This is a genomic window from Pelagibius sp. CAU 1746 (genome assembly GCF_039839785.1).
In the GTDB taxonomy this organism is placed as follows: Bacteria; Pseudomonadota; Alphaproteobacteria; order Kiloniellales; family Kiloniellaceae; genus Pelagibius.
This window is the reverse complement of sequence record NZ_JBDOQT010000001.1, coordinates 3,079,913-3,094,507: the sequence shown is the minus strand read 5'-3', so window position 1 is coordinate 3,094,507 and position 14,595 is coordinate 3,079,913. Positions and strand designations below refer to the sequence as shown.

The window sequence follows — 14,595 nt, the reverse complement described above, 5'->3', positions numbered from 1 at the left end:
GCTGCTTAGAAGCCCATGCCACCCATGCCGCCCATGCCACCCATGTCGGGAGCCGCAGGCGCGGCGTCCTTCTTCTCGGGGGCGTCGGCGACCATGGCTTCGGTCGTGATCAGCAGGCCGGCGATGGACGCCGCGTCCTGCAGCGCGGTACGCACGACCTTGGTCGGGTCGATGATGCCGGCCTTGAACATGTTCACGAACTTGCCGTTCTGAGCGTCGAAGCCCAGGGCCGCGTCCTTGGCGTCCTGGATCTTGCCGACGACGATCGAGCCCTCGTGGCCCGCGTTCTCGGCGATCTGGCGGATCGGCGCCTGCAGCGCGCGGGCCACCAGTTCGATGCCGACACGCTGGTCGTCGTTGACGCCTTCCAGCTTGGAGAGCACCTTGGCAGCGTTCAGCAGAGCCGTACCGCCGCCGATGACGATGCCTTCCTCGACCGCGGCGCGGGTGGCGTTCATCGCGTCTTCGACGCGATCCTTACGCTCCTTCACCTCGACCTCGGTGGCGCCGCCGACGCGCAGGACGGCAACGCCGCCGGCCAGCTTCGCCAGACGCTCCTGCAGCTTCTCACGGTCGTAGTCCGAGGTAGTCTCCTCGGCCTGGGCCCGGATCTGCGTGCAGCGGCCCGCGATTTCCTTCTTCTTGCCGGCGCCGTCGATGACGGTGGTCTCTTCCTTGGTGATGACCACGCGCTTGGCCGAGCCCAGCATGTCGAGGCTCGCGCTCTCGAGCTTGATGCCGAGATCCTCAGAGATCACCTGGCCGCCGGTGAGGATCGCAATGTCCTCAAGCATGGCCTTGCGGCGGTCGCCGAAGCCCGGGGCCTTCACGGCGGCGACCTTCAGGCCACCGCGCAGCTTGTTCACCACCAGGGTCGCCAGGGCTTCGCCCTCGACGTCCTCGGCAATGATCAGCAGCGGACGGCTGGACTGCACGACGGCTTCCAGCAGCGGCAGCATGGGCTGCAGGCCGGAGAGCTTCTTCTCGTGCAGCAGGATGTAGGGGTTCTCCATCTCGCAGACCATCTTGTCCGCGTTGGTGATGAAGTATGGCGACAGGTAGCCGCGGTCGAACTGCATGCCCTCGACCACGTCCAGCTCGGTCTCGAGAGACTTCGCCTCTTCCACCGTGATGACGCCTTCCTTGCCGACGCGCTCCATCGCCTCGGCGATCATGGTGCCGATTTCGGCCTCGCCGTTGGCGGAGATGGTGCCGACCTGGGCGACTTCGCCGGTGGTGGAGATCTTCTTCGACTTCTTCTGCAGCTCGGCAACCACGGCCTCGACGGCCAGGTCCACGCCACGCTTCAGATCCATCGGGTTCATGCCGGCGGCAACCGCCTTGGCGCCCTCGCGCACGATCGACTGCGCCAGAACGGTCGCAGTGGTCGTGCCGTCACCGGCAATGTCGTTGGTCTTCGAAGCAACCTCGCGCACCATCTGGGCGCCCATGTTCTCGAACTTGTCGGAGAGCTCGATCTCCTTGGCCACCGTGACGCCGTCCTTGGTCGTGCGCGGAGCACCGAAGGACTTGTCGATCACCACGTTGCGGCCCTTGGGACCGAGGGTGACTTTCACGGCGTCGGCCAGAATGTCGACACCACGCAGCATGCGCGTACGGGCGTCGGCGCCAAACTTAACGTCTTTCGCAGCCATATCTGGTTCTCTTCCTTATTGCATAACGCCCATGATGTCGGACTCGCGCATGATCAGCATGGTCTTGCCGTCCAACTTCACTTCGGTTCCGGACCACTTGCCGTAAAGGACCTTGTCGCCCTTCTTGACGTCCAGAGCATTCAGCTTGCCGTCGTCGCCCCGGGTACCCGGGCCGACAGCAAGGACCTTGCCTTGCATGGGCTTTTCTTTGGCCGTGTCGGGAATGATGATGCCACCGGCGGTTTTTTCTTCTTCCTCCAGCGGCTCGACCACGACACGGTCATGCAGCGGCCTGAATTTCATGGAACTTCTACCCTGTCTGGTGTGTATGGGAGTGGCGCGGACCCGTCAGAAGCCTCGTCGGCTCGCCAGGAAGTCCCCGCCGATTGATCTCTGTTAGCACTCACCGACGGCGAGTGCTAACGAGCATATAAAAGCCTGGGGAAGCAGAGTCAACCGCCGGAGGCCAAGTTCCTGTCAGCGATCTGGGGTTCAGCCGATTGGGCGGCCAAAATATCATGGTTTTCAATGCAAGAGGCGAACTTCTTAAGAAAACGATCCAAGTCCCGGGGCGCCAGCTTCGCGTCTACCTCAGTGATCAGTTCGCGGTCCTGCCGCCCCACCACCTCGCCATGGTCGTAGAGCCAGGCCAGGGCGGCCCCCTCTTCCAGTTTCATGACGATGGTGACTTGGCGCCGCTGCGCCGATAGGTGCCGGTCGATGAGGCTGAGCACCTCCTCGCACCCCTCGCCGGTCAGCGCCGAGCAGAGCACGCTCTCGCCCTGGCCGGCGACCCGCTGGGTCAAGTGGCCGCGCTCGGCCGAGGCCAGCAGATCGGCCTTGTTCAGCACTTCCAGCACGTGGCCGGTGCTTTCGTCGATGCCCAGATCGGCCAGCACCGCCAGGACGTCGGCCTGTTGGGCCTGGCTGTCGGGGTGCGACACGTCGCGCACGTGCAGGATCACGTCCGCCTCGGTCACCTCCTCGAGGGTGGCCCGGAAAGCCGCCACCAGGTCGGTGGGCAGCTCGGAGATGAAGCCCACGGTGTCTGACAAGATGATGTTCTGCCCCGACGGCAGGACCACCCGCCGCATGGTCGGGTCCAGGGTGGCGAAGAGCTGGTCGCGGGCCAGCACCTTGGCTTCGGTCAGGCGGTTGAAGAGAGTCGACTTGCCGGCGTTGGTGTAGCCGACCAGGGCGACCACCGGATAGGGCACGCGCTGCCGGGCGCCGCGGTGCAGGCCGCGGGTGCGCTGGACCTGGCCCAGTTCCTTCTTCAGGCGGGTGATCCGTTCTGTGATCAGGCGGCGGTCGATTTCGAGCTGGCTTTCGCCCGGGCCGCCCATGAAGCCGAAGCCGCCGCGCTGGCGCTCCAGGTGGGTCCAGGACCGCACCAAGCGGGAGCGCTGATAGGTCAGCGCCGCCAATTCGACCTGCAGCTTGCCTTCCTTGGTGCGTGCCCGTTCGCCGAAGATCTCCAGGATCAGGCCGGTGCGGTCGATGACCTTGCAGTCCCAGGCGCGCTCCAGGTTGCGCTGTTGGACCGGGGTCAGCGACGCGTCGACCACCACCACGCCGATTTCCAGCAGACGGATGTCGCCGGCCAACCGCTCCACCGCGCCGCCGCCGATCAGGGTGTTGGGGCGGACCTGCTTGACCGGAACCACTTCGCTGGCCGCCACCTCCAAGTCGATGGCCGCGGTGAGGCCGACAGCCTCCTCCAGCCGCGCGGCGGGCGCGCGCAGTCCGGGCTGCATCAAGTCGGGGTGCACAACGAGGGCACGGTCGGTCATGCGGGCTGGCGGCGCTCCACGCCGCCCCTTTCCTTCAGGTCCTGCATCTTCTGGGCTTTGCTGCCGGCAGATGCCGTCTCAGGCACGCCCTTCGGGGTTCCGACCGTTCCGGGATCAGCTCTCGGCGGCCTCTTCTTCCTTCGTCGGGTCGAAGAGCTGGACCGGAGTCGCCGGCATTACGGTCGAGATGGCGTGCTTATACACCAGCTGCGAGTGGGCATCGCGGCGCAGGAGAACAGAAAAATTATCAAACCAAGTCACAATGCCCTGCAGCTTCACGCCGTTAACGAGAAAGACAGTCACAGGGACCTTGTTTTTCCGAATGTGATTGAGAAATACGTCCTGCACGCTTTGGTTTTTCTCAGCGGCCATTTTCGCACCTTGTTCTTGTTCTTAACGACGGTCGTCTGTTTTTATTCTGGCCCTTGCGAACCTTTCGTCAAATCCCTCTGCGATGTAGAGATTCGACCGGATCGCGTCGCGCCCGAGCGCGCCCCAGAAAGCTCTTCCTAACATGGCTTCTGGGAAATGAAAAATCATCCTGTTGGGTAGCGGAAGCGCCGAATTCTCTTACGAGAAATCCCTTATTTGCTGTTCAACCTTGCCGTTTTCAAGCGCGGAAAGGGTGAGCTGGGCGAAAGTTTTGCAGTCGCTCACATGGCCGCCCAGGGGCAAGTTGCCGAACTCCCCCTCCCCCGGCGGTTCGGCGCGCACCAGGATCGCCGTGCAGCCGCTGTTGCGGGCGCAGAGCACGTCGATATCCGTATCGCCGACGAACCAGACCTGCGGGCCCGGGGCGATGCCGCTGCCGGCCAGGGCGAAGTCGATCACCTCTCGCGCCGGCTTGTCCCGGGCGGCATCGGCCGCGCCGACCAGCGGCCCGAAATAGCGCTCCCAGCCCAGTTCCGCGGCTTCCAGGCGGAGCAGGTGCCCGCGCTTGTTGCTGACCACGCCGAGCAGTAGATCTTCGGCCGTGGCCAGGCGGCGCAGCATGGCGTCGGCGCCGGGCAGCGCTCTCAACTGCTGCAGGTGGTCCGCTTCATAGGTGCGGTAGAAGACCTCCGTCGCCTCCTCCGCCCGCATCCCGAACAGCTCGGGAAAACTGTCGCGGGCGGACTTGCGAACGTTGCGCTTGGTCTCCTCCAGGGTCCAGGGCCGCTGCCCCAGGGCCTCGAAAGTGGCGGTCATGGCGTGGTGGATCACCGCCCAGCTGTCCACCAGGGTGTTGTCCCAGTCGAAGAGGACGGCTTTGGGGGGCGGCGGGGTCATGCAGACTGCTTCAGGCTCTGCATGTAGTCGATGTAAACCTGGCGCAGCTTACCGGTCAGGATACCCGGATGGCCGTTGCCGATCGGCTGGTCGTCCAGGGAGGTGATCGGCAGCACCAGCGAGGTGCTGGAGGTCAGGAAAGCCTCCTTCGCCGCCTTGGCCTCTTCCACCGAGAAGGCCCGCTCTTCCAGGTCATAGCCTTCGGCCCGGATCAGCTTCAGCAGGGTGTGCCGGGTGATGCCGCCCAGGATCGAGTGGGTGGCGTCACGGGTCACGACCTTGTTGTCCTGGGTGACGATCCAGGCGTTGGTCGAGGTGCCTTCGGTGATCATGCCGTCCCGGTCGACCTGCCAGGCTTCGTAGGCGCCCGCCTCGACCGCCGCCTGCTTGCCGAGGATGTTGGGCAGCAGCGAGACCGACTTGATGTCGCAGCGGTCCCAGCGCTGATCGGGCACGGTGACGACTTTAAGGCCGTCTTCCAGCAGTTGCGTGCTGTGCGGCTTGGTCTGACGCGTGGTCATGACCAAGGCCGGCTTGGCGGCCTTGGGAAACTTGTGATCCCGCGGCGCTACGCCGCGGGTCACCTGCATATAGAGGAAGCCGTTGGACAGCCCGTTGCGGCGCATCAGCTCGCGCGAGATCAGCTTCAACGCCGGCCGCGTCATGGGCTGCGCGATCCGCAGTTCGCGCAGAGAGCGATCCAGGCGGTCGAGATGCAAGTCTTCGTCCACCAGGATACCGTTGTAGACCGGCACCACCTCGTAGACGCCGTCGGCGAACTGATAGCCGCGGTCTTCGATGTGCACGGCGGCGTCACGATGCGGCACATAGCGGCCGTTGACATAGGCTTGACGGGGCATCCGCGGCCTCTCCTTTCGACTCTGCTTTCGACTCCGGGAAACGGGAAAGCTCGGGCGCGATCCTAGAAAAACTCGAGCTTCACGGCAAAGAGCTTCTCGACCTTCTTCACCGTCTCGGAGCGTGCGAAGATGACCACCAGGTCGTTGGGCCGGGTGACCGTGTCGCCGCGGGGAATGATCACTTCGTCGCCGCGCACGATGGCCCCGACGATGACCCCCTCGGGCAGCCGCGCCTCGCGGATCGGCACCCCGACCAGGCTGGAGGTCTCCAGCGCTTCGGCCTCGATGACCTCGCCGAAGTCCTCGCTCAAAGAGTGCACCGAGCGGATACGCCCGCGGCGCACGTGCTGCAGGATCTTCGAGACGGTGATGGCGCGCGGGCTGACCACCGTGTCGATGCCCAGGGTGCCCACTAGCGGCCCATAGGATGTCTTGTTGATGAGGGTGACGGCGCGCTTGCAGCCGTAACGCTTGGCCAGCAGCGAGGTCAGAATGTTGACCTCGTCGTCATTGGAGACCGCGATCACCGTTTCGGCAATGGCGGCATTGGCCTCGTCCAGGATCTCGGTATCGAGGGCGTCGCCGTGGATCACCACGGTCCGCTGCAGCGCTTGGGCGACGGTCTCGGCGCGGCGTTTGTCGACTTCGATGACCTTAAGATTGACCTGAGGGTGGTTCTTCTCCACCGCGTGGGCCAGGTTGAGCCCGATGTTTCCGCCGCCGACGATGATCACCCGGCGCGCTTCCTTCTCCTCGTGGCCGAAGGCGGCCATGGTCCGTGCGAGGTGCGAGGTGTCGGCGACCAGGTAGACGTCGTCGCCGGCGCGCATTTCGTCGTCGGGGGTCGGCACGAAGCCCTTGCCCTCGCGCGAGATGCCGATGATCACTATGTGCAGATCCGGGAACAGCGCCGTCAACTGCCGCAGCGGCGTGTTGATGACCGGCGTTTCCTCGCTGCAGTGCAGCCCGACGAGACTGACTTTTCCGTCGGCGAGCGGCTGCACGTCGAAGGCGCCGGGCAGTTGCAGGCGCCGTTCGATGGCGCGCGCGACCTCGATCTCAGGCGAGATGATGACGTCGATCGGCATATGGTCGCGGCTGAAGAGATCCGACCACATGGGTTCCAGGTAGCTCTGGTGGCGCACGCGGGCGATCTTCGTCGGCACCTCGAAGATCGAGTGGCAGATCTGGCAGGCGACCATGTTCACTTCGTCGGCGTAGGTCACGGCGATGACCATCTCCGCGTCGGAGGCGCCGGCGCTTTCCAGCACGTCGGGGTGCGACGCGAAGCCGACCAATCCTTTGACGTCGAGAGAATCGGTGATCTTCTCGATCAGTTCGCGGGATTGGTCGATCACCGTCACGTCGGCGTTTTCGCTCGACAGATAGCGCGCGATGTTGAAGCCGACCTGGCCGGCACCGCAGATAATGACTTTCATATCCTAGATGGCTCCGCTGTCGCTCATTCAGGCGCGTTCGACCGTGCCGACGCCGAGAGAGCGCAGTTTGCGGTGCAAGGCCGAGCGTTCCATGCCGACGAAATTGGCCGTACGGGAAATATTACCGCCGAAGCGCATGACCTGGGCTTCCAGGTATTTGCGCTCGAAGACCTCTCGAGCTTCACGCAGCGGCAGAGACATAATCTCCTCCCCCGTTTCCCCCGGTAAGGAGGCCGGCGAGGAGGCTCCGATCTCCGGCGGCAGCATGTCCGGGCGCACCGGATCCTGCACGCGGCCCGGAGCCATGATCAGGACCCATTCGATGATATTGCGGAGCTGACGCACGTTGCCGGGCCAGTCGTAGGCGCGCAGCGCCGCCAAGGCATCGTCGCTGAGGTTGCGCGGCGGCAGACCCGCGTTCTCGGCCGCGCGTTCCATGAAGTAGTCGACCAGTGCGGGGATATCCTCGCGCCTTTCGCGCAGCGACGGCACCTCGATGGGCACCACGTTGAGGCGGTAGAACAGGTCTTCGCGAAATTGACCCTCGGAGATCAGTGCCGGCAGATCGCGGTTGGTGGCGGCGATGACGCGGACGTCCACCGCGATGCGGTTGTTGCCGCCGACCCGCTGGAAGGTCTGCTCCTGCAGCACGCGAACGATCTTGCCCTGAGTTTCCAAGGGCATGTCGGCGACCTCGTCCAGGAACAGGGTTCCGCCATGGGCCCGCTCGAAGGTCCCGAGTTTGCCCGTATCCTCGCCGTCGTCCGGGTTCGGTTCGATGCCGAAGAGCTCCGGCTCCAGGCGGTCCGGATGCATGGTCGCGCAGTTCAGGGCTACGAAGGGCGCCGAGGCGCGGTGCGAGCAGGTATGGAGCTGCCGGGCCACCACTTCCTTGCCGGCGCCCGCCGGGCCGGTAATCAGCACGCGGCTGCCGGTCGGCGCCACTTTGCGGATCGCCTGGCTCACATGATGATACCAGGACGATGAACCGATCATATCCTCCGACTGGCCAACGCGCAGGCGCAGTTCCTCATTCTCGCTGCGCAGGCGCGCGGCCTCGATGGCGCGCTGTACGATCAGCAGCAGGCGGTCGGACTTGAAGGGTTTCTCGATGAAGTCGTAGGCACCCAGTTTGATGGCGTTGACCGCTGTCTCGATGTTGCCGTGACCCGAGATCATCACCACCGGCACCGAGGGGTACTCCCGCTTGATGACATCAAGGATTTCCATGCCGTCCAGCGTCGAGTTTTGCAGCCAGATATCGAGAATGACGAGGCTCGGCCGCTTCTGGCGCAGCATTTCCAGAGCGGTGTCGCTGTTTCCGGCATCCCGGGTTTCGTAGCCTTCGTCCTGCAGGATACCGGTGATCAGCATTCGAATGTCGACTTCGTCGTCGACGATGAGGATTTCGTCACCCATGTCCTGCAGCTCTTTCCACAACCGGCGCCTCGGCTTCGTTCTCGGACAGCCCAGCGCCGCTATCTACCACTTCTTCGCGCAAGGGGAAAATGAGACTGACGATCGCGCCGCCTTCTTCCCGGTCCCGGAGAATAAGATTGCCGCCATGATCCTCCATGATCTTCTTCACAATTGCGAGTCCGAGTCCAGTGCCGCGCTCGCGGGTCGTAACGTAAGGTTCGGTAAGGCGATTGCGATCCGCCTTTGGCAGGCCCTTGCCGTTGTCGCAGATGTCGACGGTGCACTGGCTGTCTTCGCTGTGGATCGATACCGATATCTGCCCAGGCGGTGCCGCCTCGCCTTCTTGGATATGCCGTCCCTCGATGGACTCGATGGCGTTCTTCAATAGGTTGGTCAAGGCTTGGCCAACCTGACGGCCGTCGCAGGCAAGGATGATTTTCTCGGCCGGCGGTTTGAAGTCGAAGCGCAGGTCCTGGCGCGCCGTGCGTTGCAGGAGGACGGCTTCTCCCACCAGCTTGCAGATGTCTTCCTTGCGAATGTCGGGGGTCGGCATCCGCGCAAAGGCCGAGAATTCGTCGACCATGCGGCCGATGTCGCCGACATGGCGGACGATCGTGTCGGTGCAGATCTTGAAGGTGTCGGGGTCGTTGGTGATCTGGTTCACATATTTGCGCTTCAGCCGCTCTGCGGCAAGTTGGATCGGCGTCAGCGGATTCTTGATCTCGTGGGCGATGCGGCGCGCGATATCTGACCAGGCCGCTTTTCGTTGCGCGGACAGCAACTGGGTGATTTCGTCGAAGGTGACGACGAACCCCATGATGGCGCCGTGTTCCAGTTCTGCGGAGATGCGCACCAGAAGCACCCGCTCCGAGCCGCTGGAATCCGGGATCGAAAGCTGCCGCTCGACGAGCTTGCGCGGGCGCCTGCGGGCGCGCGCGAGCAGGTCGTCGATCTCCGGCATCACCTCGGTCAAGGTATGACCGCGCATGGATTGGAACTTCTTGCCGAGAAAGTCGCAGGCCATGCGGTTGGCGAGGTTGATGTGGCCGTGCTCGTCCAGCCCGAAGACCCCCGCCGAGACGCCGCCCAGCACCGCCTCGATGAAGCGGTTGCGGTTATCCAGTTCCTCGTTGGCCTCCAGGAGGGCGTCTTGTTGCCGCTCCAGTTGCCCGGTCATCTTGTTGAAGGCGCGGGAGAGGTTTCCGATCTCGTCGCGGCGCGGCGGGCCCTGGACCCTGGCCTTGAGATCGCCTTTACCGACTTTCTCGGCCGTGGCGATCAGGCTGCCAATGGGGCCGGTGAGCTGGTTGGCGAAGGCCAGGCCGATCCATACCGCCACGAGCAGCAGCAGCAGGGCCACCACCAGGAAGATTAGCGCGAAGGTGATCTGCAGGCTGAAGCGGTTGCCCTCCAGGTCCTCGTAACGCTGCACCGCCCAGCGGGTACTCTCCATGTGCCCGACGACCCGGGAGTCGACCAGGCGGCCGACGTAGAGATAGGCGTCGGCGGCCAGGTCCAGGCGAACCAGGGCGCGCACGCGGTCCTCTTCCTCCGAAGTCATGATGGCCATGCCTTCGTTACGGGCGCGCTCGAAGGCCCACTCGGGAATTTCCGGGTTGAAGGCCAGCAGGAAGCTCGAGGAGCGGGCCAGCATCCGTCCGGAGCTGTCGTAGACCGCCGCTTCCGTCAGGTAACGCTGATTGGCCTGCCGGGTCATGACGTTGTTGAAGATCGCCGGGTTGTAGACCAGCGAGGGTCCTCCCCGGTTCAGCACCTGGGCGATCGCCAAGGCGTCGGCGGCGATTGCCTGCTGGTGCTCGTCCAGATAGGCGGCGGCGACGGCGCGCGAGTTCTTGATGGCCGTGGACACCCGCTCGCTGAACCAGAACTCCAGCCCCAAGTCGAAGATAATGACCGAGAAGGCCGCGACCAGGATGGTCGGCGCCACGGCGACGACCGAGAACAAGGCGACCAGCCGGCCGTGCAGGCGCGAACCGGCCCGCCCCTTCTTACGCTCGATCCAGAGGATGGCCAGGCGCCGGGTGATCAGCGCGGCAAGGCCGAGGATGATGACCAGGTCGGCCAGGAGGAGCAGGAGAATATGGTCGGTATCGGCGGTCGTCGAGAGGTTGCCGGTCATCGCGACGAACGTCGCCGTGCCGCAGACCAGCGCGCCGATCAGGAGAATCAGCGCGACCGTCCGTTCAGCCTTGATGCGTCCCAGCCATTCCAGCAGGCGGCCGAACCGCGGGCGCGCCGCCCCCTCTTCCGCGGGCGGAGCGCCCGGTCGGGTTCCGCCGCCCGCGCGGGGGGTGAGTTCACCGGTCTGTTGTATATTAGCCACAGGCTATTTAAGGCCGCGAATCACCTGGATGTCCAGGTCCCGAATCTTTTTCCGCAATGTATTTCGGTTCAAGCCCAGCAGCTTTGCCGCCCGGATCTGATTTCCCCTTGTGGCGGAAAGCGATAGCTCGATCAAGGGGCGCTCGATCTCGCGCAGGACACGGTCGTAGAGGCCGGAGGCCGGCAGCCCGTCCTCGTGTGCGGCAAAATAGGCACGCAGATGTTGCTCCACGGCACCACTCAGCGACTCGGCCGGCGGCGGGGCGGCGGCATGCTCGGCCGCCTTGCCTTCGCTCAGCTCGCTCTCGATGACGTCCCGGTCGATGGTCTCCTGGCTGTAAAGCACCGTCAGGCGGCGCACCAGGTTCTCCAGTTCACGCACGTTGCCGGGCCAGTGATAGGCCTTCAGGGCGTTCATCGCCTCGGCGTCGATCGACTTGGCCGCCAGGCCCTCGTCTTGCGCCGCGGCGAAGAAGTGGCGCACCAGTTCGGGGATGTCCTCGCTGCGCTCGCGCAGCGGCGGCAGGCGGATGGGCACGACACTGAGGCGATAGTAAAGGTCCTCGCGGAACAGCCCTTGGCGGACCATCTGCCGCAGGTCGCGGTGCGTGGCGGCGACGATGCGCACGTCGGCGCGGATCGGCGTGCGCCCGCCGACCGTGGTGTACTCGCCTTCCTGCAGCACGCGCAGCAGCCGCGTCTGGGCCTCCAGCGGCATGTCGCCGATCTCGTCCAGAAACAGCGTGCCCCCGGTGGCCTGCTCGAAGCGGCCGTAGGAACGCACGGTTGCGCCGGTGAAGGCGCCTTTCTCGTGGCCGAAGAGCTCGCTTTCGATCAGCTCGCGCGGGATGGCGGCCATGTTCACGGCCACGAAGGTGCCGCGCCGGCGCTTGCCGTAGTCGTGCAGCGCACGGGCCACCAGCTCCTTACCGGTGCCGGACTCGCCGTAGATCATCACCGTCAGGTCGGTCGGCATGAGCCGGGCGAGAACGCGGTAGATCTCCTGCATCGCCTGGGAGCGGCCGATCAGCGGCAGTTGCTCCTCGCCCTCCTCCGCCAGCGCCTTGGCCTGGCCTTCGGTGCCGGCCGGTTCCGAAAGGGCGCGGTCGACCACCGAGATCAACTCGCGCAGGTCGAAAGGCTTGGGCAGGTATTCGAAGGCGCCGCGTTCGGTGGCTTTGACGGCGGTCAAGAGGGTGTTCTGCGCCGACATCACCAGGATGCGCAGCCCCGGGCGCAGCTTCTTGATGCGGGGGATCAGGTCCAGGCCGTTCTCGTCGGGCATCACCACGTCGGTGATGATCAGGTCGCCTTCGCCTTCATTCACCCATTGCCACAGAGTGGCGGCGTTGCCGGTGGTGCGCACCACATGGCCTTGGCGGCCCAACGCCTGGGTCAGAACGGTGCGGATCGCGCGATCGTCGTCGGCGACCAGGATGGTGGCGCCGCTCATGCCGCGGGCCCGCTGTCTCTGTCGGCTTCGTCGGGGCCGGTTTCCCGCGGCACCATGGGCAGCATCAGGCGGAACAGGGTGCGCCGCGGCTGGTTGTCGAATTCGATCACGCCGCCGTGGTCGTCGATGATCTTGGCGACCAGCGCCAGGCCCAGGCCGCTGCCCCCTGCCTTGGTGCTGACGAAGGGATCGAAGAGATGGGGCTGGATATCCTCGGGAATGCCGGGGCCGTTGTCCTGGATCATCACCTGCAACGGCAGATCGACGCGGCTGCCGCTGCCGGGAATGGCAAGGCGCACGCCCTGTTGATAGCGGGTCGAGAGGGTGATCTCCCCGCCCTCCTTCGGCACCGCTTCGGCGGCGTTTTTCACCAGGTTCAGGATCGCCTGAATCAGCAGGTCGCGGTTGCCGTAGACCGGCGGCAACGAAGGGTCGTAGCTCTCGATGAACTTCACATGACGGGCAAAGCCGTTTTCCGCCAGGCGGCGGACACGCTCCAGCACCACATGGATGTTGACCGGTTCGCGCGCGAGGGGCTGGGTGTCGGAGAACATCTCCATGCGGTCCACCAGCTCGACGATGCGGTCGGCTTCCTCGCAGATCAGGCGGGTGAGCTGATGATCCTCGGGCTCGGCGTTCTGCTCCAGAAGCTGTGCGGCGCCGCGAATGCCGGAGAGCGGGTTCTTCACCTCGTGAGCCAGCATGGCGGCCATGGCGGTCACGGAGCGGGCGGCGTTGCGGTGCACGAGCTGGTGGTCGATCTTGCGGGCGATGGAGCGCTCATGAACCGAGACCACGACGCTGCCCGGCCGGTCGCCCAGGTTGGCGGCGTCGATGGAGACGAAGTGCGAGCCGATTTTCGGGCCGGAAAGCGTGATGCCGTACTCCGAGACCGAATAGCCGCCATCGCGCACCTGATGAATCAGCCCGAAGACAGGACTGTCGTCCGGCAGGAATTCATTCAACGGCCGTCCCAGCAGCGTGGAGGTCGAAGAGGCGAAGAACTGCTCGGCGGCCTGATTGACGAAGGACAGGCGGTCCGCACCGTCGATCACGAAGAGAGGCACAGACAGGGCCGAAAGGATCGAGCCGGGGTCCGGGCTGCCGCTGCGTGCGGTCTTGCGGGCGAGGACATCGGAAACCTTGGCCATTCTATGCCGCCGCTTTCGCCACTGTGCGCCCGGTCCGGGAAGTGCCGTCCAAGACCGGTGCGAAGAGCGCACGAATCATCCCCTTCACCTGCTCCGGATCGTCCTCCCGGTTCATGCGGGCTCGGAACTCGGCGGCGCCGTCCAGCCCCTTGGCGTACCAGCCAAGGTGCTTGCGCGCGATGCGCACGCCATGACGGCAGCCGTAGAGCGAAAGAAGACCTTCGTAATGGTCCAGCATCACCTCAAGGCGGCGCGCCGGCGCGGGATCGGCCAAGCGCGTGCCGTCCTGCAGGTAGTCCATCACCTGGCGCAGAAACCACGGCCGGCCGTAGGCCCCGCGGCCGATCATCACGCCGTCGGCGCCGGAGCGTTCCAGGGCCTCGGCCGCGCCCTCCACCGTCACGATATCGCCGTTGACTACGACCGGCAGTCGCACCGCATCCTTGACCTGGCGCACGAAGGTCCAGTCCGCCTCCCCAGCGTATTTCTGGCAACGGGTGCGGCCGTGCACGGTCAGCATCTTCACGCCACAGTCTTCGGCAATGCGCGCGATCCGCGGCGCGTTCCGGTTTTCGAGGTTCCAGCCGGTGCGCATCTTCACGGTGACGGGCAGATCGACCGCCGCGACCACCGCGGCCATGATGCGCCCCGCCAGGGCTTCGTCCTGCATGATCGCAGAGCCGCAGGCCTTGTTGGTCACCTTCTTGGCCGGACAGCCGAAATTGATGTCGATGACGGCGGCGCCACGGTCGGCGTTGAGCTTCGCCGCTTCGGCCATGACCTCCGGGTCGCTGCCGGCAAGCTGTACCGAAAGCGGATATTCCGCCGCGCAGTCGTCCGACATCTTGCGGGATTCTTTCACTGAGTCCTGCATCTGCCGGATCATGGCGTTGCTGGCGATCATCTCGGAAACCACCAGTCCCGCGCCGAACTGCCGTACCAGGCGGCGGAACGGCTGGTCGGTGACGCCGGACATGGGCGCCAGGATGACCGGCGCCTCCAATTCCAGCTTTCCAAGGGTGATGCCCATCCAGTTCCTCATTCGACGCAAGGGGGCCGCAGGGCGCCTGCTTCGCCGGGGCCGCAGCCGCCTTCTTGGCGCTTTGCCGTCGATCGGAGCAGGCTCCCGTCCTTTGCCGGGCGGATTGATGCACAAAAAATAGGCGCTGTCACGAGAGATTACCCCTTCGAGCAGGCGTTCGGCGCCGGAATG

The 14,595-nt window shown here is 64.9% G+C and carries 12 protein-coding genes; all 12 read right to left on the bottom strand.

Annotated elements, in window-relative coordinates:
- Positions 1-5: 5 nt before the first annotated feature.
- Positions 6-1,655, bottom strand: a complete 1,650-nt coding sequence (gene groL, locus AAFN88_RS14750; RefSeq protein ID WP_347521119.1) for a chaperonin GroEL — start codon at positions 1,653-1,655, stop codon at positions 6-8.
- 15 nt (positions 1,656-1,670) lie between these two features.
- Complete coding sequence (groES, locus tag AAFN88_RS14745; protein ID WP_347521118.1) at positions 1,671-1,958, bottom strand: co-chaperone GroES; 288 nt, start codon at positions 1,956-1,958, stop codon at positions 1,671-1,673.
- Positions 1,959-2,107: 149 nt separating this feature from the next.
- Positions 2,108-3,448 carry a GTPase HflX gene (gene hflX, locus AAFN88_RS14740; RefSeq protein WP_347521117.1) on the bottom strand — a complete coding sequence of 447 codons (1,341 nt, stop codon included), beginning with the start codon at positions 3,446-3,448 and terminating at the stop codon, positions 2,108-2,110.
- A 114-nt stretch (positions 3,449-3,562) separates the two neighbouring features.
- On the bottom strand, positions 3,563-3,820 hold the full coding sequence (hfq, locus tag AAFN88_RS14735) for an RNA chaperone Hfq (protein WP_347521116.1): 258 nt from the start codon (positions 3,818-3,820) through the stop codon (positions 3,563-3,565).
- Between the two features lie 198 nt (positions 3,821-4,018).
- Positions 4,019-4,717: an HAD family hydrolase gene (locus tag AAFN88_RS14730; protein WP_347521114.1), complete on the bottom strand. Its 699-nt coding sequence runs from the start codon at positions 4,715-4,717 to the stop codon at positions 4,019-4,021.
- A complete protein-coding gene (locus AAFN88_RS14725; RefSeq protein ID WP_347521113.1) occupies positions 4,714-5,577 on the bottom strand; it encodes a D-amino-acid transaminase in 864 nt (287 codons plus the stop codon). Before AAFN88_RS14725 ends, AAFN88_RS14730 begins: the two co-directional genes overlap by 4 nt.
- 62 nt (positions 5,578-5,639) lie before the next feature.
- On the bottom strand, positions 5,640-7,016 hold the full coding sequence (gene trkA, locus AAFN88_RS14720; RefSeq protein ID WP_347521112.1) for a Trk system potassium transporter TrkA: 1,377 nt from the start codon (positions 7,014-7,016) through the stop codon (positions 5,640-5,642).
- A gap of 27 nt (positions 7,017-7,043) precedes the next feature.
- Positions 7,044-8,435 carry a sigma-54 dependent transcriptional regulator gene (locus tag AAFN88_RS14715; protein WP_347521110.1) on the bottom strand — a complete coding sequence of 464 codons (1,392 nt, stop codon included), beginning with the start codon at positions 8,433-8,435 and terminating at the stop codon, positions 7,044-7,046.
- A complete protein-coding gene (locus tag AAFN88_RS14710) occupies positions 8,428-10,779 on the bottom strand; it encodes a PAS domain-containing sensor histidine kinase (RefSeq protein WP_347521109.1) in 2,352 nt (783 codons plus the stop codon). The genes AAFN88_RS14715 and AAFN88_RS14710 overlap by 8 nt, the downstream gene beginning before the upstream one ends.
- A gap of 3 nt (positions 10,780-10,782) precedes the next feature.
- Entirely contained in the window at positions 10,783-12,231 is a 1,449-nt protein-coding gene (gene ntrC / locus AAFN88_RS14705; protein ID WP_347521108.1) for a nitrogen regulation protein NR(I), read from the bottom strand.
- Positions 12,228-13,382 (bottom strand): ATP-binding protein, encoded by a 1,155-nt coding sequence (locus AAFN88_RS14700; protein WP_347521107.1) that lies wholly within the window; start codon positions 13,380-13,382, stop codon positions 12,228-12,230. The genes ntrC and AAFN88_RS14700 overlap by 4 nt, the downstream gene beginning before the upstream one ends.
- A gap of 1 nt (position 13,383) precedes the next feature.
- Positions 13,384-14,412: a tRNA dihydrouridine synthase DusB gene (gene dusB, locus AAFN88_RS14695; RefSeq protein ID WP_347521106.1), complete on the bottom strand. Its 1,029-nt coding sequence runs from the start codon at positions 14,410-14,412 to the stop codon at positions 13,384-13,386.
- Between the last annotated feature and the right edge of the window lie 183 nt (positions 14,413-14,595).